The organism is Wolbachia endosymbiont (group A) of Dendrolimus pini (assembly GCF_964026835.1).
Taxonomy (GTDB): Bacteria; Pseudomonadota; Alphaproteobacteria; order Rickettsiales; family Anaplasmataceae; genus Wolbachia; species Wolbachia pipientis.
Genome location: NZ_OZ034702.1, coordinates 626,378 through 648,618, shown reverse-complemented (window position 1 = coordinate 648,618; position 22,241 = coordinate 626,378). Strand labels below are relative to the sequence as shown.

Sequence of the window (22,241 nt, the reverse complement as noted above, 5' to 3'; positions counted from 1 at the left end):
TGGTGAAGGCGTTTCTCAATACCGGCAATAATACTGCGAATTCTAAGTTATGCTAAAACTAATATGGCGGGAGTGATGAGACTTGAACTCACGACCTCATGCGTGACAGGCATGCGCTCTAACCAACTGAGCTACACCCCCCTAATTTCTTTTTAGCGTTTTCGGGCTTCAACTTTAAAGCTAATAAACATGTTGCCCTTTGTCAATATTTTTTGTTTGCGCTTTGCTGTCTTTTCTATTACTATGTAAATAATTTAATTTCACACATGGTTTGTACAAGTAGTCCCATTAGGGTTATGCCATGGAAGATAAACTATTTGGAGGAATGATATATGACAAATTTGCCTAAAGTCACTGTGCGTGATTTAGCTGAATCTGGTGTACATTTTGGTCACAAAATTAGTCGCTGGAACGCAAAAATGGCTCCATACATATATGGAGTGCATCAAGAAAATCGTATACATATAATTGATTTGCGAAAAACACTACCATTGCTACAGGTGGCCATGAAGGCTTTATATGACGTTGCATTTCAAGGTGGTCGTATTCTATTTGTTGGTACAAAATTTCAAGCTTTTGATATTATTGCAAGTGAAGCGATTCGTTGTGGTCAATATTATGTGAATCATCGTTGGCTTGGTGGTATGCTTACTAATTGGGGCACTGTTTCTTCTTCGATAAAAACCTTGATGCAATATGAGAAAATATTAAATGACGAGGATAGCATTTTAACAAAGAAAGAATTGGGAAACATTGAAAAGAAAAAGCAAAAGCTTGATAAGGCGCTTGGCGGTATTAGAGAAATGGGAGCAATTCCTGATATCTTATTCATCATTGATACTAATAAAGAGCATATAGCGGTTAAGGAGGCTAAGAAGTTAGGAATTCCAATAGTTGCAATACTTGATACTAATTCTGATCCAGATGGTATTACTTATCTAATACCTGGAAATGATGACTCAAGAAAATCAATAGAGCTCTATTGTAAATTAGCTACCGACTCTATATTAGCTGGAATAGAGTCTAGTCTAGCAAAATCTGGAGTTAAGATTGATGATATAAGGGGTGATGAGTTTATTCAAGAAAAAGAAGATGGTATTGTGCAAACTAAAAGGAGACGTAGTAAAGTTTACAAAGAAGAAGAAAGGGAGGTAGTAACAAATGAAGATGAATCCAGATGATATAAGAGAATTACGTGATAGAACAGGGCTTGGCTTAAGTGACTGTAAAAAAGCATTAGAAGAATGTGATGGTGACATTAAGAAAGCCGTTGATAAGTTACGTACAATAGGTCTTGCTAAAGCTGACAAAAAATCTGATAGAGTAGCTTCAGATGGGCTCGTTGCTATGTGTTTGACTGAAAATTGTGGTGTATTGATTGAACTCAATTGCGAAACCGATTTTGTCGCAAGGAATGAGAAATTTATAGAGTTAGTTTTAAATTTAGCATCAATTGCTCATCAAGAACGCTGTACTAGCGTTGATGAGTTAAAAAATGCCAAGTATGAAAGCATTGGCACAGTGCAGGAAGCTATTATGAATGGTACGTCAGTTCTTGGTGAGAAGCTAGAGTTAAGCAAGCTTTGTTACTTAGAAGCTAAGGATGGAGTTATTGCTGGCTACGTACATGGTGATGCGCATGGCTTAGGTAAGATTGGTGCTTTAATTGCATTGCAATCATCTGGTGATAAGGCGAAGCTACAAGAGATTGGGAAACAAATAGCTATGCATGTAGTTGCTATGAAGCCTGAAGCCTTGTCTATAGATGATTTAGATCAAATGAAGTTGAACAACGAACGTTCTATAATTGAAGAGCAAGTGAGGAGCTTAAATAAACCTGAAGAAGTAGCAAAAAAAATAGTAGATGGACGAATGGCTAAGTACTATGAAGAAGTTGTTTTACTGGAGCAAAAATTTATAAAGGATGATAAGATGAAGATTTCTGATTTTATAAAATCAAGCGAGTTGAGTGCTGTTAAACTCTCTAATTACAAGTTACTTGTTTTGGGTGATGCAGATTAAATAGCAAAAAATGTTTATTTCAACAAATGAAAAAAGCGAAATAAAATATTCCAGGGTGTTATTTAAAATCTCTGGTGAGGCTTTGATGGGATCAAAGCAATTTGGTCACGATATGGAGACTATAGGTGAGTTATCTAAAGGCATAGTTGAAGTTTGTAATCTTGGAGTTCAGGTATGTATTGTTGTTGGTGGTGGTAATATCTTTCGTGGCACATCTGCGTCTTTAAGTGGTTGTGAAAGAGCAAGCAGTGATTATATTGGAATGCTTGCAACTATAATCAATGCTTTAATTTTACAAAACTTTTTAGAAAAAAATTTAGTAGCTTCTAGGGTATTATCTGCAATACCCATGGCCACTGTATGCGAACCTTACATCAGAAGGAAAGCTATTCGTCATTTAGAAAAAGGTAGAGTGGTAATTTTTGCAGCAGGCACAGGCAATCCATTTTTTACTACAGATACAACTGCAGCTTTACGTGCTGTTGAAATGAATTGTGATGTTATTCTAAAGGGTACGCAAGTAAATGGTGTATACTCCGCTGATCCGAAAAAAAATGAGGATGCTGTAATGTATGATAGGCTTTCTTACACGGATTTGTTGACTCGTGATTTAAAAGTTATGGATGCATCAGCAATTTCACTTGCTCGTGAGAATTCTATTCCCATTATAGTTTTTTCTTTGAAGGGAGAAAAAATAGTCAATATTATTAAGGGTCAAGGTACTTATACTATAGTTTCAGATTGTAAACATTAGGTAATTTATGTTAAATGAAATAAAAACTAAAACAAAGGACAGGATGCTAAAAACTATTCAGTCCTTTCATGATGATATTAAAGGTGTACGCACTGGTAGAGCTAGCGCATCGTTGCTTGATGGTATAGTTGTAAATATCTATGGTGGACATCAAAAGTTAAATCAGGTTGCAGGCGTTTCGGTTATAGATAACAAAACCCTATCAATTAAAGTTTGGGACATTAGTGTTGTAGGTGAAGTGAAAAATGCTATATTAAATGCTAACTTGAATTTAAATCCTGTTGTCGAGGGTAGCACCATACGTATAGCTCTTCCGGACTTGACACAAGAAACCCGTGAAAAATTAGTGAAATTATTGCATCAGTTTGCTGAAAATGCACGGATTGCCATTAGAAATATACGTAGAGATATTATGGAAGAAACAGAAAAAATGAAGGAAAATAAAGAAATCTCAGAAGATGATTTTCATGGTGCTAAAAAGGAAATACAAAATATTACTGATAATAATATAAAAAAAATTGATGGTGAATTGTCCATCAAAGAAAAGGATATACTGAATCACTAAATGATATGGAGAAAGCTTACATAGCAAATGATGTCATTCCAGTGCTTGACACTGGAATCCAGTCTTTACTATACAACTATCTGATGCACTTGTTTGAAATCAAATTTCCTGGATCCCAGTGTCGGAGCACTGGGATGACACCAATTTTGCATTCAAGTATCAACTATTGGTGTCACTACAGTAACTCTCTTCCTGTCATGCAAGTAGCTGACACCTTCCAGGTGTCCATTGAAATCCAAAAAATTTCACTCAAGTCAAAATTAGGTTAAATTTAAATGTTGAATCAAGAATCTTTACCGAAACATTTAGCAATTATTATGGATGGTAATGGTAGATGGGCAAACAATCAAGGAAGAGTAAAAATTGATGGTTATAAAAAGGGCAGTGAAGTTGCATACGATATTGCCAAGTATTGTACGGACCTAACCATACCCTACTTAACTTTGTATGCATTCTCTATGGAGAATTGGCTTAGACCCAAAAACGAAACTGACTGTCTATTTGATTTATTTTACTCCGTTTTAACTAATGAAGATAAAGTCAATTTCATTTGCAACTGTAACATTAAGTTGAATTTTATTGGCAATTTAAGTCTGTTATCCAGTAAAATATTGGATCAAATTAAAAAAGCAGAAGAAATGACACATAAGAACGATGGTTTATTACTCACTGTGGCAGTCAGTTACGGAGCAAAGCAAGAAATTACACAAGCTATAAGCAATATTATAAAAGAAAATATTGCTTATGTATCAGAAGAGGAATTTGAAAAATTTCTGTATACTAAAGATTTGCCAAAATTGGATTTATTAATTCGCACTGGCGGCGAAAAAAGGTTAAGCAACTTTTTATTATGGCAAGCAGCTTATGCTGAATTGTATTTTTGTGATACTTTATGGCCTGATTTTTCTTGTCAAGATTTGAGTAAAGCATTAGAAGATTATATAAAAAGAGAGAAAAAATATGGTAGATAATAATTTTATAATTAGAATGTTGTCCTCAATAGTAATATTATTCATATTTTCCTTTGCTACATATTTTAGTGATTTATCGTTTTACCTATTGATTTTTTCAATAGCAGTTTTATCTTCTTTTGAATGGTATAATCTAACCCAAGGAAATAAAATTTTGTACGTTTTTGCATTATTATTGATTGCACTACCAAGCGCCTCATTAATATATTTATATAATCTACCACAGGGAAAATACGCATTAGTATGGTTCGTCTTAACCATTTGGGGAATTGACGTTACTGCCTACCTATTTGGCAAGAATTTTGGTGGAGCTAAAATTTGCCCAATTCTTAGCCCTGGAAAAACTTGGACAGGACTTCTTGGTGCGATTTTAGCTGGAGTAGTGTGCACAATTTTTGGATCAATATTTTTTGGTCTATTTTCAATTTTTTATTCTCCAATCATTGGCCTTGCAATTGCTATTCTAGCGCAACTTGGCGATTTCACTGAGTCGCTTGTTAAAAGAGCTTACGGTGTTAAAGATAGTGGAAATATGGTACCTGGCCATGGGGGAGTGCTCGACCGTATGGACAGTTTCATTTTTACTGCCCCTCTTATTGCTATTTACATAAGCTAAGCCTGCAGAAGTGCCATTAGAGCTCATCCCTAGTCAGCTCCCCAACCGCTTCTACAGTGCAGTCATGGACAAACGTCTTTTCACAATAAGGGCAGGCTATTTCCTCTTCTTCTCCCATATCTAAATATATTAATGGATGGCCGGAACCCTCATCATTCTCATCACCATGACAACAAACTTTTCTATTATTAACCCTCACTTTTGACATGCTGCTCCTTTAGCTTATAACATTTTATATATTGAATATACCCATTCAGAAATAAAAAACAACAAGCACTATTCTCCATTTTTTATCCTATTCAGGTTAATCAATTCGTTTTGAACACCTTTTGATACAAATTTGCTAACATCTTCTCCTAATCTTGCTATTTCCTTTACAAAGCTTGATGAGATAAATTGAGTATCTTCAGAAGCGGGAAGAAATATGGTTTCGATTTCAGGAAGAAGTTTATAATTTACCCAACTCATTTGAAACTCGTAATCAAAATCAGACACTGCTCTTAATCCTCTAATAATAACAGAAGCATTCTGCTCTTTGGCAAACTTCACTAGCAACCCATTAAAAGATATAACATCTGCATCAATTCCTAGTCCTTTGATTTCATTTTCAGCCATGCTTGTGCGTAGCTTTGTGTCAAAGGCAGTATGCTTATTAACGTTTTCTGCAACTCCTATTATTAATTTATCGACTAGTTTACACGCTCTTTTGATTATGTCAATATGCCCAAAAGTTATAGGGTCAAATGTGCCAGGGTAGATTCCTATTTTGTCATTAATGTTCATCCTTTATTTTTATAAACTACTTTAAAAACTTTTGATAGACATAATAACATTTTTTATCTAAAAATAAAAGTATACAGTTGGCCTGATAGCTCAGTTGGTAGAGCAAAGGACTGAAAATCCTTGTGTCGCTGGTTCGATTCCTGCTCAGGCCACCTTCTCTTTCTTACCAAATTTACCTTTTTGTTGTAAAACGTTCTATAATATGTTATGATATTGATATAAGTGTTGAGAGGGTAAACTATATGTATAGATATTATAGCAGAATATTTAATATCTTATTAATTATAGTGCTATTATTAAGCAATATTACTTATGCTGGCGTTAGTGAAAAACCGGCATCTCAACATGTAACCAGAAAAGAAGAACCAGCGTCAACTGTCTTGACGGCAGAAAATACAGTAAATAATGACGTAGTTGTTGGTTTGTTGAAAACGGAAGAAGCACATGAACTTGGGCTATCTCAAAATATCTATGAGATGTTTAATAACTTTGTGGTTAAGACTGTACTGATTGATTATAATAAGATAATTAGCCTTAAAAAAATTCAGACAGAGTCACTTAATCTCGCAAAACAAGATAAAACATTGGCAAAAAAGCTAACATTAGACCGAATAAAAGTTGAAGTTGCACAATTCATTAAAGAGCACAAAATAAATAGGATATTTATTCCGGATAATTTACATTCAGCACCCACTCCTTATCGCCAGCTTGTTACTGAAGCAATTGTAAAAATAGTTGATGATAACCCTGCAATTCATTTACTTGGCATATGTGAAGGCATAATGAATGCAAAGGGAATTGAAGTAGTGAGTGTTGTGAGTGATGAAGAGAAGCAAAGATCTCATTTAAAATCAGCACCTAATCCACAGAAAGAGGATGTACCTCTCCAGCAGATAAAGATCGTTCCAAATAGTCGTTTAGCAGAAGTAGTAGCCAAATTCCTAATACCTAATGAAAATGGCTGGTTTTCAACATATTTTCCAGATGCTCATTCAGGAGCAGTAGGTAATACACCAGAAAATAGAAGAAAATTGGAGTCACTTGGATATAAAGTTGCAGCATTTTCCAGTGAGGGGGTAATAGAGGCTATTGAAGATAAGCATGGTAATGTTCACTTTCAAAGTCATCCAGAAGCCCTTGTTGTGAAGTCAGATAAAAACCTCTATTTATCAAATCACAAGGAACGTCAAGTGTCTACACTAGTTGCTATAGCGATTATGAATGATTTTCTTTATCGTGCTTAATGGCTATAGCTTTAGGCTTACCGACGATTTGATAAACGATAGATTTGTCATGTATCCGTTCAGGCAATGGCGTCAACTTAAGGAAAAATATCAGCGATAGTGTATAAAATTTCTCTCCAAATTTTTTATCATTAAATTATCCAAAGAGTGCAAGGGACAGCACTTTTGTTTCTATTTTATTGCAACAAAAAAGTTTAAAATGTGTCTTTTTTAGGTGAGGCATGCAAAAAGGAAAAGATCTTATCTTACAAATTAAAAATGCAATATACTCGAAAACTTTTCAGAAAATCCATTGTGTTGAGTTTTACACGAACAAGCTTTTTCGACAGTATTTTCTATGATTTTAAAGTTAGTTAAAAAAAGTTTGGGAATAGAATGTAAACTTATGGAGCCATTGACATGTACCCTCAAAGCAAGCTTTTTCTAAAGCAAGGTATAAGATTTGCCATACAGGCTTTCAAGAATTTAAGCATCCAAACAGCCTATCAGGATGAACCTGAGTTGGAGAGGCTATAGACTTATTGCAGCAGATGGTTCTGGTATGAGATTACCCAGCTCTGGAGAAATTGTATCCGAGTTTGAACCAAATGGAAACTGACCTTACCCAGAAAAAGTGGAGAGAAAGTTTGGAATGTTTTTCACAAAGAGAATGATGAATCAAAATGCTCAGGAATGCAATAGTTAATAGTGACGTTGTTTGTTATAAAAAATTTCTATGTATTCAAATATTGCAGTTCTAGTTTGTTGAGCAGAGTGTTGTGAAGTATCAATAAGTATTTCTCTTTTCAATGAGCTAAAGAAGCTTTCCACAACAGAATTGTCGTAACAACAACCTTTATGACTCATCTATGTTTTTTATGGATAAGAGATATTGATAACCTTGCGAAGTATATTGTGAACCTTGATCACTATGTAATAGTAGATTTTTGGCAGGTTTACGCTTGTTAACGGCCATTAATAAAGAGTCCATAACCAATTGTTTATTTATTGAACTGCTCATTAACTACCATGCGTGAATATAGATCGATTATTGTTGCCAAATATAGCCATCCTTCTTTGGTTTTTATATAAGTAATCCCATACTTTATTTGGTTGATCGACAATAAAGTTTTGGTCTAATATATTGGGAGCTACTGTCCGTTTGTTGTTTCTTAATTTTAAATTTTCTTCTCAATATAGCCTGAATACCATTTTTCTGCATAATACTTTGCACTGTTTTTAAGTTGCAACTTTTACCCAAAGCCTTCAATTCAGCATGAATTTTAGGAGCTCCATATCTACATTTAGAAACTTGATATATTTTTTGAATAGCTGCGAGTAGCTCTTTATTTGCTGATTCTCTACTGCTTATTTTTCTTGTGGTCCACTTATAGTAGCCACTAGCAGAAAATCCTACATAATTCCTGTACTTTATAGCAGTTACTATATAAAAAAATATTTTACTCTTTTTGACTGGCCAGGGCTTTTTTTTAAATGTCTCTTTCCCTTGTTACTCTTGCTTTGTAAATCAAACCTCTCTTTGTCGTAAGGAGCCATGTTACCTCTACCTGGAAATGCATTTGCCGCTGACTTTTTTTCGTTATATTTCTTCATCCATTTTCCTAATACACTATCCCTTATTCCTAGATCTCTTGCTACTTTTGCAACTGGTTGACCTACCTTTCTTTGTTCATTTGCCAGCTTAACAGCTTCCAATTTGAATTCTGCCGTATATTCTCTTGCCATTTCTAATCCTCCAAAATTTTATTTTACCCGAAAAAACTCCTTTCTTTCTCTCCACTTTTTCTGGGTAAGGTCAGTATGGGAAAAGGTGAAAGATGTACTAAAAAACCCAGAGATGATAAAAAAGGAATACCAACGTAGAGTATTAGAAAATAAAAATGATGAATCATCAGAGAAAAAGTTTGCAAGAAGAGAAAATCAAATAAAAGAAGGTATCGAAAAATTAATGGAAGATTATTATAGTCAAGAAAATGCAGGAGAGAAAGGATATATAAGCGAGGAAGAATTTAAACAGACAATGAGAAAAATGAAAGAACGCTTACAAGGGATAGAAGAAGAGAAAAAAAAGGTAGTTGATCAGAAGGCAGTAGAAAAAGGAATAAGTCTTATTATAAATAGCATAAAGAATTTTTATTCTAGTGTAAAATCGAACCTGGAACAGCTAGATTGGCAAACTAAGCGCGGCATTATTAAAGCATTAATAGGACAAATTAACATTGGTTGTGATCAGGTAGAAGTAGGATTTCAGATCGAAGAACCAGCACAGGATGGGGGAATTCTTAATTTGTATCATTGTACTACACATCGTAATAAGGGGGTTGGCAAAATGTGTCAAGCAAGTTTTTTCGTTTCTATAAATCTGGATTTCAGCGTTATGCGCTGGAATGACAACGTGAGGTAAATTTTTCAACATCCCAAAATTACAGAATTCAGTCTGTTTAATTAAGCATACGCGTCAAGTTAAGAGATTGTGAGCAAATTTAGAGAGGTTAAAGTGGATACTCTAGCCCTTCTACGTTTGTCTTTTAATGAAAATCGCGACCAAGTTATAGTGAGTTTTTTAAGAAATGCTTTTAAACTATTAATTTTGGTTAATACTAAAAATAACTCTCTAACCCGCCTTTTTAGCTCAATAAATGCCTTTGTTAAGCTAAGTTCTGTATTCTTTTTCACTTCTGTGCAACCAACTATGCCGTGAAATATAAGAATTGCGCACAATTTAGCATATAGTTCACATAATACTCTGCATGGCTTTCCTTTTAGCTTATCAAGCCTGATATGGCTTTTATACAATTTAAATAATAACTCAATTTGCCACCTTACTCTGTAAATCGTTAATACTTGCTCAGCACTAATTTTATTTTCTGGAACATTAGTTATAAATATTGACCAGTTCAACAATTTTTGATTTCTTTTAGAGGATGTATATCCCTGCGATCTTGCTAATCTATTAGCTTTCCTTCTTCTGGCCATAGACTGTTCTTCAGTTAGTTTCTGACATATAATTCTTACTCTAATTTTTGCTTCTTTTCCTAACAATACCTCGTTTTCTAAAAATAACTTATCCTCTAAACATTCTAATAACTCCATTTTTTGATTTGTTTCTACATCATATATGTTGGTATCGGATTTATAACGACTTATGAAATAAGCTCCTATTTCATTGATTTGTTTAAAAGAACTTGGCACAAAATAACCGAGATCAGATATTAGCAAATCATTGCTTAATATATTACTTAAATGTTTCCTATATCCCTGGTCTGATCTTACCCCCTCCGTTAAATTAAGTTGGTCTATTATCTGATTCATGTAGTCGAAAACTAATTGTAACTTTATTCCAGACTTAGTATTGCTTTCATAGCCACTGTAGCTAGTACCATAACCTTTATACATCTCTTCCATACTGTTAGGTAGAGTAATATAGCTACTGTCCAATAATTTAACACTATTAAATTGCTGTAAGATTTTGCAATCAACTTGCAAGATATTTTTAAAGAGAATCACAGATTCATTATACATCCTTTTCATAAATTCCACTGCTTCTTCAGTAAATCTAAAATCCAAACCTTGTTTTGTTATATCTATCGAGTCCTCGTTTAGTAATTGACACATTGTTTCTACGCTACAATTATCAACTCCTATATTACCCAAGACCATGGCTTTTACGAATGATGAACCTTTTAGCTTTCTCTTTCTTTTTATAAACCTTGTTGTAATTGAGATTTTCTCTGCTTTTTCATTAAAAAATTCTTTGAGCTTTTTTGATAAGCAAGTTATTTTATTCATTGGTTCTCTCACTAAAAGTATATCTGGGAGAACTTATACCTTATTATTCTATCTCTTTCATACCTTTATTTCCTTAACTTGACGCGTATGGTTCCCTCTACTGGCAGTTTATCGCTACTTATTCTTTTTCCCTTCTCTAGCCGATCTGCCAGATACTCTAGTCTTTTTGTCCCCTTTCTTGACATTTCTCCATACGCTTTTTCCTGCATTCTATAAGCTAATCTTGGTATCAGATATTTCTTTGAGTATCTAGGCGCCTCTTCCCCAAATACCTTCTTCCACGTTTTTCTCAGCTCACCCAAAGGTTTTCTCTCTAAATTCATTACTTTCTTTTCTATTTCTTCCTCCATATTTTTAGCCTTTCATAAATAACTTTTCAATTCTGTCTGTTTCTTTCTTTAATACCTCGGTTACTTCTTTACTATAATCCATTGCTGTCATTCCAAATTTATCCGCTTGCTCTATTTCTCCTCCAGCTTTCACTAGGCAGTGTCGACATTTATTTTAACCAAAGATAAATGCCAGCAATGTGAACAAAAGACAGAAAAGCTATGGCCAATTTGTCGTAGCGTGTAGCAACTCTGCGGAAGTGCTTGATTTTGTTGAACATCCTTTCGATTAAGTTTCTCTCTTTATACAATTCTTTGTCATATTCTCTTGGTGTTTTTCTGTTGGAACGCGGTGGGATTACTGGCTCAGCATTTACAGCTTCTGCAGCCTCAATCATATAATTTGCGTCATACCCTTTATCGGCAATAAGTGCCTCCATGTTCTTGCCTTCTATCAGGTCTAAAGCTTTTACGTAATCCGATCTTTGCCCTGCAGTAACAAAGAATCTCAGTGGGTTGCCCAAAGCATCACAAGCAGCGTGTAATTTGCTTGAAAATCCTCCTTTGCACCGTCCCAGCTCTTGTTCTTGTCTACCAGTTTCCACATTTTTTTCTTGCACCAGCAGCATGTTGATGTGCCCTGATTATTGTTGAGTCTATCATGAGCCACTCTGTGTCTCCATTAACAGCTAATGTGTTGAAAATCATCTGCCAAACACCAGATTTTGCCCACCTTATAAAACGTTTATGTACACTTGACCATTTTCCATACTCAGCCGGCAATGCTCTCCATGTTGCTCCTGTTCTACCTATCCACATTATTGCAGCTACGAATCTCCTGTTATCTTTTGCGCTTCTTCCTCTATCTCCTTCCTTACCTGGCAGACTGTTTTTTATTCCATACGCGTCAAGTTAAGGAAATAAAGGTATGAAAGAGATAGAATAATAAGGTATAAGTTCTCCCAGATATACTTTTAGTGAGAGAACCAATGAATAAAATAACTTGCTTATCAAAAAAGCTCAAAGAATTTTTTAATGAAAAAGCAGAGAAAATCTCAATTACAACAAGGTTTATAAAAAGAAAGAGAAAGCTAAAAGGTTCATCATTCGTAAAAGCCATGGTCTTGGGTAATATAGGAGTTGATAATTGTAGCGTAGAAACAATGTGTCAATTACTAAACGAGGACTCGATAGATATAACAAAACAAGGTTTGGATTTTAGATTTACTGAAGAAGCAGTGGAATTTATGAAAAGGATGTATAATGAATCTGTGATTCTCTTTAAAAATATCTTGCAAGTTGATTGCAAAATCTTACAGCAATTTAATAGTGTTAAATTATTGGACAGTAGCTATATTACTCTACCTAACAGTATGGAAGAGATGTATAAAGGTTATGGTACTAGCTACAGTGGCTATGAAAGCAATACTAAGTCTGGAATAAAGTTACAATTAGTTTTCGACTACATGAATCAGATAATAGACCAACTTAATTTAACGGAGGGGGTAAGATCAGACCAGGGATATAGGAAACATTTAAGTAATATATTAAGCAATGATTTGCTAATATCTGATCTCGGTTATTTTGTGCCAAGTTCTTTTAAACAAATCAATGAAATAGGAGCTTATTTCATAAGTCGTTATAAATCCGATACCAACATATATGATGTAGAAACAAATCAAAAAATGGAGTTATTAGAATGTTTAGAGGATAAGTTATTTTTAGAAAACGAGGTATTGTTAGGAAAAGAAGCAAAAATTAGAGTAAGAATTATATGTCAGAAACTAACTGAAGAACAGTCTATGGCCAGAAGAAGGAAAGCTAATAGATTAGCAAGATCGCAGGGATATACATCCTCTAAAAGAAATCAAAAATTGTTGAACTGGTCAATATTTATAACTAATGTTCCAGAAAATAAAATTAGTGCTGAGCAAGTATTAACGATTTACAGAGTAAGGTGGCAAATTGAGTTATTATTTAAATTGTATAAAAGCCATATCAGGCTTGATAAGCTAAAAGGAAAGCCATGCAGAGTATTATGTGAACTATATGCTAAATTGTGCGCAATTCTTATATTTCACGGCATAGTTGGTTGCACAGAAGTGAAAAAGAATACAGAACTTAGCTTAACAAAGGCATTTATTGAGCTAAAAAGGCGGGTTAGAGAGTTATTTTTAGTATTAACCAAAATTAATAGTTTAAAAGCATTTCTTAAAAAACTCACTATAACTTGGTCGCGATTTTCATTAAAAGACAAACGTAGAAGGGCTAGAGTATCCACTTTAACCTCTCTAAATTTGCTCACAATCTCTTAACTTGACGCGTATGGAGCATATGACAGACATAAACTCTATAAATTGTGTGATGAATGCGGCATAAAGACAAAAATTCCTCCAAAAAAACAATGCAGCAGAGCATCCAAAGTATGGCAGAGAGAAATGCTGCAATTAGACTAATAAAGTCATACAGCGAAGATGGAATGAAGAGGTGGAAAAGGCAAACAAACTACGGAAAAAGATCTTATGTAGAAAGTTTTTTCTCGCGACTGAAACAAACATTCGGGTTTAATTTTCGGAACAAATCTGAAATTAATCGTGGGAAGGAACTGCTACTCAAGTGTTATTTGCTTAATCAATTTACTGACATTGGTATGGCTAAATTTGAAATGGCTACATGAATTTATCGTAAATTACCACCGCATAGTTGTAACATTGTACCATATTACAATGTTCGTACAGTTGTGTGCGCGACCGGGGGTTTTATACTATTCTAGAAGTAACATACGGAAAAGGGGGGATTCGAACCCCCGACATATTTTCATATGTGCACGCTTTCCAAGCGTGTGCTTTAGACCACTCAGCCACCTTTCCATGCTTATTCATAATATTGAAAATTGTACTGCTAAACAATATAAAAACCTGGTATATAGGGTTCACCACGAAAATTCACAGTATTGTTAAACTTGCTTCTGCAAGTTGGAAATGTTTTATCGCAACCTGCGAGTATTGAATATTTATCTCCAGCAAAAATTTGGTATGGAGGCGAAGTAAACAACGTAACTACTTTATTTTTATATTCTTTTACTACACCTTCAAACGCTATTGAGCCAAAGAATTTTACTACTCCGTGCTTATAATATTCATCACTCTCAGTTAAATTCGTGTCTTCAAATCTTCTTTCATCTATTACTTTAGTGATTGTACTTATTTTACTAAATTTTTTAGTATCGGCTTTACATTTATCATCGCAAAATTGTGCTCTGCATGCAGGAGAGTATAATTCTGCTATGCTTCTCTCAAGCTTTGCTGAGAGCCCTCTAATTTCAGCAATAAATCTTCCACTACTTAATGTCACTTTACCAAAAATTCCTGAATGTAGATTCATTGTTCCCTGGGTCAAGTCTTTATAATTCACAAGAAATATCTCAATATTTGCAAAGTCGTACTTTCCTGATAAAACATCTTTTTCTTTGATATCAACACTATTTAATATTCCCTCAATTTCCAAATTATCAGTCTTTAAATCGCTGTTTAATATTATACTACTGGCTGTAAATCCACTTGAAGATTTATAGAGTATATTATCAATATTTAAGTCTTCATCATAGTCAGTGAATCCCATTACTTCTCCACCTGCGAGCTTTATAGCACTTCTCGCAATAGTCCGAATAGGATAAGATATGTGCTTATGGCTATGGTAGAGCAGTAGCATATTATGATCTGTTCGGATTATTGTAAAAAGAGCTATAATTTCCAGCACGTAGCAGTGGTAAGTAATTCTCCAGCTAAATGATTTTTTAGTGTGGTTTGCATAGGGGCCTCCTGCTTAATTGATTAAATTTGAAAGTAGCTATACGGCCAGTAGAATAAGGGCAGTGTGTTCTTTTCTCATCATCTAATACCAATTCCCACTGCACAATAAACGGATAGATAACAATGGAAAAAAAGCCATACTATTGCCTTTCTTTCTCACTCCACAATTAAATAACTCTACAATATCGCTTATTTGATTCACTAATAATGAGAATTGGTATAAGTAGCCATAAAGCGTTATTCCGGTGACCATAGGGTGTCATTCCAGTGCTTGACACTGGAATCCAGGAAATTTTGCTTGTAAGTAAGCAAACTGATTTGGTGAGCATAAAAAGTGGCTGATCTTATGCTGAATAAACGCTTTTGATGAAGTTGCATGGAAAGCTGGATCCCAGTGTCTGGGCACTGGGATGACATCCTTCTTGGTGGAGTGTCCTCAAATCACAATGTTCGTACAGTTGTGTGTCACGCACTGGGATGACAGGAGAGAGGACACCATATGTTTATTTGATCGACAAATAAACACTAACAGACAAGAATACACCACAGTTAACTGTGGTGTGTACTGGCTGGTTAGAAAGAAAACTTCACACCAGTAAGAAGGAGAATTCCTTGGTTAGAAGGTACATCAGCATCAGACTCATCTTTCAGCTTACCTGTTTCGTTAGTCATAAAATAATGGAGAGCTGCGTAAGGAACAAATTTGTTCTTACTGCATGCAGGAGACAGATCATATTGAACGCCAAGTGCACCATCATGAAGGATATCTTTGTCATTCATTCTGCTGCCAAAATACGTCAAACTTGTGTAGATATTCTCATGTTGATACCCAGCTCCTACAGTCCAATACATGGTATCTATACTATCTTTACCAAATTGAGCTTTCAGCCCTTCCACTCTTTTGCCATCAGTAGCATCTTTACTATCAATTTCCGTATAGGTATCACCAATTAATTTTTTAATACCCTTCGGTTGACCAGATTTGCCCAAGTATGCAAAAGAGGCAGCAAACTTTACGCCTTGATCTTCATTAATCTTATAATCAGCGCTTACACCAAAATTAACACCCATCAGGTCATTATACTCCACAAATTCCTTATAAAGATGCTTATCTTTACTTGGTTGCTTTGGAAAGCCATATTCACCAACTGCAGAAGTTTTAACTTTTATGTTATGTTTATCAAAGTCATATTCATATGATGCACCAGCACTTACTATGTGCTCATAGTCTGGGCCGACATGCTTTATCGTTTCCTTATGTTCTATCTTACCGCCTTTATCTTCTGAAACTGTTTCTTTTACAGTAAACAAACCACTATCATAACGAGGTGAGTAGCTGATACCAAATCTTGCGCCCATATAATTTGGTGAGTAGTAAGCAACTCTAAATGGCAGTGTAGTCATAACGCCTTTGTTATATTTCCCTGCCATACGGAAAGAGAATTTTTCACTTTCACTCGAAAAACTTTCAGTGTAAAGACGTGGTGTTACATAAAATGGAAAGCTAGCAGCGCTTCCTTCTAAGTTCACTTTTCTGAACCAGTCACTATCTGCAGCTCCGTCAACAGTCGCAATTCTTGTTGCATCAAGCCTCATCAGAGCCTCAGGACCAAATTGGTAACCAAGCTTCACGTCACCATATTTTGAGTTAACAAACACATGCGCACTTCTGCCTTTTGCAGCATAAACACCCTGTGAAGCTCCCTTACCTTCGGTCACTGGGACATGAAACTGCACGTCAGCACCATAAAGAAGACCTAAATCTTCATTCTTATTTTCTGCTCTGAGGTGCAATATTGCATCAGCAATCATACCCATATCGTTGCTGTAATCACCAATATTTCCTATTCCTTCATAGAATATTGGATTTGCTCCTTTTGTTATATCTGGAGTGGCATTATAATACTCTGTAGATCTGTTTGGCATAACGTTATAACGTTTATAATCTGCGCCACTTGGTCCAGCTTTGCCATAACCTTGAGCATCAACAACACCACCAAAAGTTATTCTTAAATTACTTTGCCCTTGATTGGTATCGATAATATCAACTCCACCAACTGAAACAACAGGACTTGCCTTACCTTTTTCCTCTGTATTTTTGTTAACAACTTTTATATCCTTCTTTACATCTTTAGCTTCAACTTTAGCATTCTTAGTTTTAGAACGCTTAGTTTTTGAAACTTTACCTTTTTCTATATTAGAATTCTTAGCGTTTAGAGCTTTCGCTTTTGAATCCTCTATAAGCTTTGCTTTTTTCTCATTTGCTAGCCTGATCTCCTCTTTTTTCTTTTGCTCGGCTGCTAATCTCATCTCTTCCTTTTTCTTAAGCTCTTCAGCTTTTTTTCTTGGATCAGCATTACATATTCTGTCCATCTTTTCTTTCAGTTTTTTATTTGATGTTTTCATAACTTCTGTTTTTCCAGAAGTTTTTGTGCTCTCTTGCTTTTTTATTTCCTTCATACTCTCATCAGGAAAGTCAGCTGCAAAACTGCTGAAAGAACATAAAGTTAATAAAGAAACTAGAGCAGTTCTAGTATACATAGACTTTTTCATGAAGTGCCCCCAAAAAATTTCGAAATCATATCTTAAATGTAAATAGTATAAAAATGTTGAAAATTCAACTTAAAGCAACCTTATAACGAAAATAAAAGTAAAATGCAATACCTTAAAAGCAACTTTCTTAATATGCTCAACGTGTATATTAACCAAAATTTAGTACAGAGGTTCGCTTGTTAGTGCATTATAACTCGACTATTTATTCTATGGAAGTAAAATTTTTCCACCACAAGTTCTTTCCCATTCTTCTTTAAATTTCTTTAGGTATTCTTTTTTTTCGCACTCTAAAAGCAGCTCTTCCACACTTTTGTTGTAGCTTTCAGTAGTAATCCTTCCCTGATGATGCATGAACCTTAAGTAAATCAAATAAGTGTTAATTACATCTGTTTCACAATAATCTCGAATCTCTTGTATCTTGCCGCTATCGTATAAGTCCATAACTTGTGACCCATCAACTCCAATCTTACCAGGAAGATTAAATGCTGCACAAACTTCGTTCATTTTTACTCTCGCAGAAGCTCCAAAATCAGAGAGGGATTCAAGCAAATCACAATGCCAATCACTGCTATATCTCTGATTGTAACTATTCCACTTATCGCCAGCTTTATGAAAATATTCTGCTTGAATGCCATGGACCATAGCACGATACTTCAGCACTGGTATATCAAAAGTGCGTCCGTTGAACGAAACTAATCTTGGCTTTTTCTCTGATATGTAGTTAAAAAATCCTTTCACTAGCTCCTTTTCACTGGAATTTAGTGTGCCTCCAGATCTTATTTCTTGCAGTGTGAACACCTCATAACCACTCTGGTAGCTTATATTGCAAAGTAAAAAACTAATAACTACAACAAGGTGAAAAGGCTGACGCAGAAAAGAGTTTTGCCCGTTTGTTATTTCAAGATGATATTTTGTTAATGCATCCCTCTTCTCTTCTACACTACTATCATCACTAATATTGAGTAAATTTTTGCAGGAATTTACATTTGGTATAGTTTCAATATCAAATACCAATAAAGAATTAAGCATTGCCTATATACTCCTCCGGACGGTCGATCCAAGGTCGCACTTTCACAAATAAAAAGAGGTGTACCTTGCACTCAAATAATTTTTCTAGTTCAGCACGCGCTTCGATATTAATTTTTTTAATATTACTGCCATCTTTTCCTAGTACTATTTTTTTATGACTATCTTTCAACACAAATATGATCTGTTTGATGACTAAACTCTTATCTTTTTTTTCCTCAAATTGTTCAGTTATAACAGCTGTAGAGTATGGCAATTCTTCACGCAAGTTCAAGAATAATTTTTCTCTCGTAATTTCTGCTGATAAAAAATTTGTCGAGGAATCGGTTATTTGATCTTCTTCATAAAACCAGGGGCTCACCGATGCAACTTCAGATAAGTAATTCATCAAATCAGAAAGTCCATCATTCTTTAATGCTGATATCATAAAAACCTTTTCAAATTTATAAAGCAAATTCAGATGCTCATGCGCCATCTTTAATTCAGGCCTTTTTACCAAATCAGTTTTATTGATAACCAAAATGCATCTGCCTTTTGTGCGCTGCAGCCGCATAAATATAGTCTTAATTCTTTCTATATTTTTCAAATAATTGCTTACATCAACAAGCAACAAAGTGATGTCACTATCCTTAACTGCCGACCATGCAGATTTGACTAAAGCTTTTTCAAGTTTTGTTTCTGCTGAGAAAATTCCTGGGGAGTCAGTAAAGACAATTTGTGTGTTGTTGCATGTTGCAACACCCCTTATTTGCGTCCTTGTTGTTTGCACTTTAGGGGTGACAATTGCAATTTTCTTGCCTATGATGCTGTTAATTAATGTAGACTTCCCAGCATTTGGTAAGCCAGCTATGGTTACAAATAAGCATTTTTGTTCTTTCACAAAGAAAATTATAAAGAAAACTGAATGCCCGCGTCAAGCTACTTATATGACAAGAAGGATGACAGAACCCTTTTTGGTTAGCATGCAAAAAGGAAAAAAACTTATTCTACAAATTAAAAATACAATATACTCAAAAACTTTTCAGAAAATCCATAGGAGGGTTTGCTAATGAAGGTTCTTGAGTTGACGCCATTGCCTGAACGACTGCTTGATTTAAGGGTAACGTTTTAACCATAAGGTCACTAACTCCTTAATATGTGTGTTCATAATTTGATTTTCCACGAAAGACATAATAGCAATAACCAGTGTAAGTTAAAATGATTGGTAAAAGCGGTATTATAACAATGAGCATTAAAGATAAACTTGGCCCAGAAGCGGCTGCATCCAGAATGGTATATTGAAAAGGTATAATCCATGGGTAGATACTAATTCCTAAACCTAAATATCCCATAAAAAAAATAGCAATACTGAGAAAGAATGGACGGTACTCCCGTTTAGTATTCTGAAGATCAAACCACAGCATGAAAAATAGCCAAGATGTGAGTAATGGAATAGAAAATAAATAATAAAAATTTGGCATGCTAAACCAAAAGTTTTTAATACGTTCATTTAAAAATGGTGTCACTACACTCACTAGTCCCATGAAAATACCTACAAAACCAAGCGTATAAGAAGCAACCTTGCGTGCCCATTCTTGTGTTATATTTTCTGTCTTCATTATGAGCCATGTAGAACCTAAAAGTGCATATCCAAATATCACAGCAATGCCTGTCATTACACTAAAAGCACTTGCCCAATCAAATTGGCCACCAGAAAAGTTGCGTCCGTTTACTTCTACACCATGTATAAATGCACCTAAAATCATGCCTTGGCAAAATGCAGCACCAAGTGACCCAAAATGAAAGGCATAATCCCATAATCGCCTGTATTTTCCTTCTGCCTTAAAACGAAACTCAAAGGATACTCCGCGCACTATAAGGCCAAGCAGCATAATAATGATTGGAATATAAAAAGCAGGCATTAATATTGAATATGCAAGAGGAAAAGCAGCAAACAACCCTCCACCACCCAATACCAACCATGTTTCGTTTCCATCCCAAAATGGTGCAATTGAGCTTATCATGTGATCACGGCATTTATCTGACGGTGCAAAAGGAAGTAAAATACCAATACCTAAATCAAACCCATCCATTAAAATATACAGTAAAACAGCTATGGCAATTAGTAATCCCCAGATTAGGGGTAAATTAATTAAGGAAGAAAAATCAAACATGATTGTTGTCCTTTCCAGATGTACCAGCATCAATCACTGAAGCTCCAATACCGTGTTTATAAAATTGCTCTTCTTCTTTAATGACAGGAATTCCTTTGTATATAAGTTTCAGAATATAGTAACTACCTGCTCCAAATATAAGGGTATACATAACGATAAATGCAATCAAAGACCATGCAACCTGAGGACCGGTAATCGCAGATGAAAATGATTCAATTGTGCGCATAATTCCATATACAGTGTAAGGTTGACGGCCAATTTCAGTAGTAAACCAACCTGCAAGTAACGCTATGAACCCAGACGGCATCATTGATATCCACCATCCATGTAAGAAACAACTTTGGAATAATTTGCCACGAAGATACTGTATAACACTTACTGACCCAATTATGATCATTAAAATTCCAACTCCAACCATTATACGGAAGGACCAGAATACCCATACTACAGGTGGTCTATCTTCTTTTTTCCATTCCTTTAATCCTTTTACTTCTCCTAAAAAATCATGTGTTAAGATCAAGCTGGCAAGATTAGGAATTTTTATCTCGTAGTGATTAATTTCATTTTGCTGATCCGGATAAGCAAATAAAAGTAAGCCAGCCCCTTTTTCGGTTTCCCATATACCTTCCATTGCAGCAATCTTAGCAGGTTGATGCTTTAGTGTATTTAATCCATGCCTATCTCCCATGAACAGCTGAAATGGTGCAGCTAAAGCTACCATAATGGTTGCCATACCAAGCATAATTCTTGCTTGAGGAGCATGTCGTTTTCTCCAAAGATAAAATGCTCCTACACCACCAACCACAAAAGCTGTTGTAAGATAGGCTGCTGTTACCATATGAATAAAGCGATAAGGGAAAGAAGGATTAAAAATAATCTCTAACCAATTGGTTGGATATAGGAGACCATTCTCACCAATCGCGAATCCAGCGGGTGTTTGCATCCAACTGTTGGCCGCAATAATCCAAAAAGCTGAAATAAGCGTTCCCACTGCAACAATACAAGTAGAAGCAAAGTGCATACGAGAACTTACTCTATTCCATCCAAATAGCATAATACTCAAAAAAGATGCCTCCAGAAAAAAGGCTGTTAAAACCTCAAAGGAAAATAGAGGGCCGAGAACATTGGCTATGCGGTCAGAAAAAATCGACCAATTGGTACCAAGTTGATATGACATTACAACTCCAGATACCACTCCCATGCCAAAAGCAACGGCAAAAATCTTGATCCAGAATTTATAAACATCACGGAAACGTGTATCACCAGTCTTAAGCCAACACCATTCCAAAAAGGCTAGAAAACTTGCAAGCCCGATCGTGAAAGCAGGAAATATAATGTGAAAGCCTATTGTGAAGGCAAACTGAATTCGAGCTAATAATAAAGGATCAAATTTAAACATTTTACCTAATACCCATGTATTACAAATAATAGCCAAATCTGCCTATAATTCAATCCATTTTTTCACAAAATTGACCTTACCCAGAAAAAGTAGAGAGAAAGTTAAGACGTTTTTGTCATGAGAATAAATTGTGCAGGAATACAACTGTTCTCCCTTGTCATACCGTCACGGTATCTCTAGATCCCGCTAACACGTAGCGGAATGACGATTGTCAGGCCAGCGCCC

The 22,241-nt window shown here is 35.1% G+C and carries 25 protein-coding genes, 3 tRNA genes and 4 pseudogenes; 13 read left to right on the top strand and 19 right to left on the bottom strand.

What is annotated here, in order from left to right; all coding sequences use genetic code 11:
• Positions 1–64: 64 nt before the first annotated feature.
• Positions 65–141: transfer RNA gene (locus tag AAGD66_RS03180), tRNA-Asp, on the bottom strand.
• Between the two features lie 191 nt (positions 142–332).
• On the opposite strand from AAGD66_RS03180, the gene rpsB reads away from it, so the two are divergent.
• The 7 genes from rpsB to AAGD66_RS03145 are packed head-to-tail and all read left to right on the top strand — an operon-like array spanning position 333 to position 4,928.
• On the top strand, positions 333–1,181 hold the full coding sequence (gene rpsB / locus AAGD66_RS03175) for a 30S ribosomal protein S2 (protein WP_010962661.1): 849 nt from the start codon (positions 333–335) through the stop codon (positions 1,179–1,181).
• Positions 1,162–2,022 carry a translation elongation factor Ts gene (tsf, locus tag AAGD66_RS03170; protein WP_006279981.1) on the top strand — a complete coding sequence of 287 codons (861 nt, stop codon included), beginning with the start codon at positions 1,162–1,164 and terminating at the stop codon, positions 2,020–2,022. Before rpsB ends, tsf begins: the two co-directional genes overlap by 20 nt.
• A 16-nt stretch (positions 2,023–2,038) precedes the next feature.
• Positions 2,039–2,776 (top strand): UMP kinase, encoded by a 738-nt coding sequence (gene pyrH, locus AAGD66_RS03165; protein WP_400771558.1) that lies wholly within the window; start codon positions 2,039–2,041, stop codon positions 2,774–2,776.
• Between the two features lie 7 nt (positions 2,777–2,783).
• Positions 2,784–3,341, top strand: a complete 558-nt coding sequence (gene frr, locus AAGD66_RS03160; RefSeq protein WP_264723666.1) for a ribosome recycling factor — start codon at positions 2,784–2,786, stop codon at positions 3,339–3,341.
• 5 nt (positions 3,342–3,346) lie between these two features.
• Entirely contained in the window at positions 3,347–3,610 is a 264-nt protein-coding gene (locus tag AAGD66_RS06995; RefSeq protein WP_039964055.1) for a hypothetical protein, read from the top strand.
• Between the two features lie 6 nt (positions 3,611–3,616).
• Positions 3,617–4,312, top strand: a complete 696-nt coding sequence (gene uppS, locus AAGD66_RS03150; protein ID WP_182309382.1) for a polyprenyl diphosphate synthase — start codon at positions 3,617–3,619, stop codon at positions 4,310–4,312.
• The gene (locus AAGD66_RS03145; RefSeq protein WP_264723665.1) at positions 4,302–4,928 is read left to right on the top strand and encodes a phosphatidate cytidylyltransferase; all 627 of its coding nucleotides are present in this window, start codon (positions 4,302–4,304) and stop codon (positions 4,926–4,928) included. The genes uppS and AAGD66_RS03145 overlap by 11 nt, the downstream gene beginning before the upstream one ends.
• 16 nt (positions 4,929–4,944) lie before the next feature.
• On the opposite strand, the gene AAGD66_RS03140 is transcribed toward AAGD66_RS03145, so the two are convergent.
• Both AAGD66_RS03140 and coaD read right to left on the bottom strand, forming a co-directional pair.
• A complete protein-coding gene (locus tag AAGD66_RS03140) occupies positions 4,945–5,136 on the bottom strand; it encodes a zinc-finger domain-containing protein (protein WP_006279326.1) in 192 nt (63 codons plus the stop codon).
• 68 nt (positions 5,137–5,204) lie between these two features.
• Positions 5,205–5,711 carry a pantetheine-phosphate adenylyltransferase gene (coaD, locus tag AAGD66_RS03135; RefSeq protein ID WP_015589048.1) on the bottom strand — a complete coding sequence of 169 codons (507 nt, stop codon included), beginning with the start codon at positions 5,709–5,711 and terminating at the stop codon, positions 5,205–5,207.
• Between the two features lie 79 nt (positions 5,712–5,790).
• Between coaD and AAGD66_RS03130 the strand changes: the two genes are divergently transcribed.
• The 3 genes and pseudogenes from AAGD66_RS03130 to AAGD66_RS03120 form a co-directional block, all read left to right on the top strand.
• Positions 5,791–5,863 (top strand) — tRNA-Phe (locus tag AAGD66_RS03130).
• A gap of 90 nt (positions 5,864–5,953) precedes the next feature.
• Positions 5,954–6,955 (top strand): gamma-glutamyl-gamma-aminobutyrate hydrolase family protein, encoded by a 1,002-nt coding sequence (locus AAGD66_RS03125; protein ID WP_264339431.1) that lies wholly within the window; start codon positions 5,954–5,956, stop codon positions 6,953–6,955.
• A gap of 221 nt (positions 6,956–7,176) precedes the next feature.
• Positions 7,177–7,547 (top strand): annotated as a pseudogene (locus AAGD66_RS03120) (IS4 family transposase); the annotation flags it as partial.
• An 89-nt stretch (positions 7,548–7,636) separates the two neighbouring features.
• Here the strand turns inward: AAGD66_RS03120 and AAGD66_RS03115 are convergent.
• From AAGD66_RS03115 to AAGD66_RS03105, 4 genes are all read right to left on the bottom strand, one after another.
• A complete protein-coding gene (locus tag AAGD66_RS03115) occupies positions 7,637–7,801 on the bottom strand; it encodes an IS3 family transposase (RefSeq protein ID WP_080717614.1) in 165 nt (54 codons plus the stop codon).
• Positions 7,791–7,955 carry a DDE-type integrase/transposase/recombinase gene (locus AAGD66_RS03110; RefSeq protein ID WP_156768661.1) on the bottom strand — a complete coding sequence of 55 codons (165 nt, stop codon included), beginning with the start codon at positions 7,953–7,955 and terminating at the stop codon, positions 7,791–7,793. The genes AAGD66_RS03115 and AAGD66_RS03110 overlap by 11 nt, the downstream gene beginning before the upstream one ends.
• An 84-nt stretch (positions 7,956–8,039) precedes the next feature.
• Entirely contained in the window at positions 8,040–8,255 is a 216-nt protein-coding gene (locus AAGD66_RS06990; protein ID WP_353286574.1) for an IS3 family transposase, read from the bottom strand.
• A 122-nt stretch (positions 8,256–8,377) separates the two neighbouring features.
• On the bottom strand, positions 8,378–8,680 hold the full coding sequence (locus AAGD66_RS03105; RefSeq protein WP_155968484.1) for a transposase: 303 nt from the start codon (positions 8,678–8,680) through the stop codon (positions 8,378–8,380).
• 85 nt (positions 8,681–8,765) lie between these two features.
• On the opposite strand from AAGD66_RS03105, the gene AAGD66_RS03100 reads away from it, so the two are divergent.
• Complete coding sequence (locus tag AAGD66_RS03100; RefSeq protein WP_231115873.1) at positions 8,766–9,359, top strand: hypothetical protein; 594 nt, start codon at positions 8,766–8,768, stop codon at positions 9,357–9,359.
• A 59-nt stretch (positions 9,360–9,418) separates the two neighbouring features.
• On the opposite strand, the gene AAGD66_RS03095 is transcribed toward AAGD66_RS03100, so the two are convergent.
• The 4 genes and pseudogenes from AAGD66_RS03095 to AAGD66_RS03080 all read right to left on the bottom strand — a co-directional run bounded on the left by AAGD66_RS03095 (position 9,419) and on the right by AAGD66_RS03080 (position 11,970).
• Positions 9,419–10,744 carry an IS4 family transposase gene (locus AAGD66_RS03095; protein WP_264339118.1) on the bottom strand — a complete coding sequence of 442 codons (1,326 nt, stop codon included), beginning with the start codon at positions 10,742–10,744 and terminating at the stop codon, positions 9,419–9,421.
• 89 nt (positions 10,745–10,833) lie between these two features.
• A pseudogene (locus tag AAGD66_RS03090) lies at positions 10,834–11,094 on the bottom strand (DUF2924 domain-containing protein); the annotation flags it as partial.
• A gap of 4 nt (positions 11,095–11,098) precedes the next feature.
• Positions 11,099–11,230: pseudogene (locus tag AAGD66_RS03085) on the bottom strand (ankyrin repeat domain-containing protein); the annotation flags it as partial.
• A 13-nt stretch (positions 11,231–11,243) separates the two neighbouring features.
• Positions 11,244–11,970: pseudogene (locus AAGD66_RS03080) on the bottom strand (IS5 family transposase).
• A 92-nt stretch (positions 11,971–12,062) separates the two neighbouring features.
• Here AAGD66_RS03080 and AAGD66_RS03075 point away from each other — a divergent pair.
• Complete coding sequence (locus tag AAGD66_RS03075; RefSeq protein WP_264339118.1) at positions 12,063–13,388, top strand: IS4 family transposase; 1,326 nt, start codon at positions 12,063–12,065, stop codon at positions 13,386–13,388.
• Between the two features lie 110 nt (positions 13,389–13,498).
• Positions 13,499–13,750 (top strand): hypothetical protein, encoded by a 252-nt coding sequence (locus AAGD66_RS03070; RefSeq protein WP_022626339.1) that lies wholly within the window; start codon positions 13,499–13,501, stop codon positions 13,748–13,750.
• A gap of 106 nt (positions 13,751–13,856) precedes the next feature.
• Here AAGD66_RS03070 and AAGD66_RS03065 read toward each other — a convergent pair.
• From AAGD66_RS03065 to AAGD66_RS03030, 8 genes are all read right to left on the bottom strand, one after another.
• Positions 13,857–13,943, bottom strand: a tRNA-Ser gene (locus AAGD66_RS03065).
• Positions 13,944–13,974: 31 nt separating this feature from the next.
• Positions 13,975–14,784 (bottom strand): DUF2163 domain-containing protein, encoded by an 810-nt coding sequence (locus tag AAGD66_RS03060; RefSeq protein WP_341814539.1) that lies wholly within the window; start codon positions 14,782–14,784, stop codon positions 13,975–13,977.
• Between the two features lie 268 nt (positions 14,785–15,052).
• The gene (locus tag AAGD66_RS03055; RefSeq protein WP_341814538.1) at positions 15,053–15,214 is read right to left on the bottom strand and encodes a hypothetical protein; all 162 of its coding nucleotides are present in this window, start codon (positions 15,212–15,214) and stop codon (positions 15,053–15,055) included.
• Positions 15,215–15,458: 244 nt separating this feature from the next.
• Positions 15,459–17,438 (bottom strand): porin, encoded by a 1,980-nt coding sequence (locus AAGD66_RS03050; RefSeq protein WP_341814537.1) that lies wholly within the window; start codon positions 17,436–17,438, stop codon positions 15,459–15,461.
• Positions 17,439–17,645: 207 nt separating this feature from the next.
• Complete coding sequence (locus AAGD66_RS03045) at positions 17,646–18,467, bottom strand: 3'-5' exonuclease (protein ID WP_264724016.1); 822 nt, start codon at positions 18,465–18,467, stop codon at positions 17,646–17,648.
• The gene (era, locus tag AAGD66_RS03040) at positions 18,460–19,344 is read right to left on the bottom strand and encodes a GTPase Era (RefSeq protein ID WP_010082484.1); all 885 of its coding nucleotides are present in this window, start codon (positions 19,342–19,344) and stop codon (positions 18,460–18,462) included. The genes AAGD66_RS03045 and era overlap by 8 nt, the downstream gene beginning before the upstream one ends.
• Positions 19,345–19,594: 250 nt before the next feature.
• Entirely contained in the window at positions 19,595–20,617 is a 1,023-nt protein-coding gene (gene cydB / locus AAGD66_RS03035; protein ID WP_010962802.1) for a cytochrome d ubiquinol oxidase subunit II, read from the bottom strand.
• Positions 20,610–22,016: a cytochrome ubiquinol oxidase subunit I gene (locus AAGD66_RS03030; protein WP_265024681.1), complete on the bottom strand. Its 1,407-nt coding sequence runs from the start codon at positions 22,014–22,016 to the stop codon at positions 20,610–20,612. The genes cydB and AAGD66_RS03030 overlap by 8 nt, the downstream gene beginning before the upstream one ends.
• Positions 22,017–22,241 lie beyond the last annotated feature (225 nt).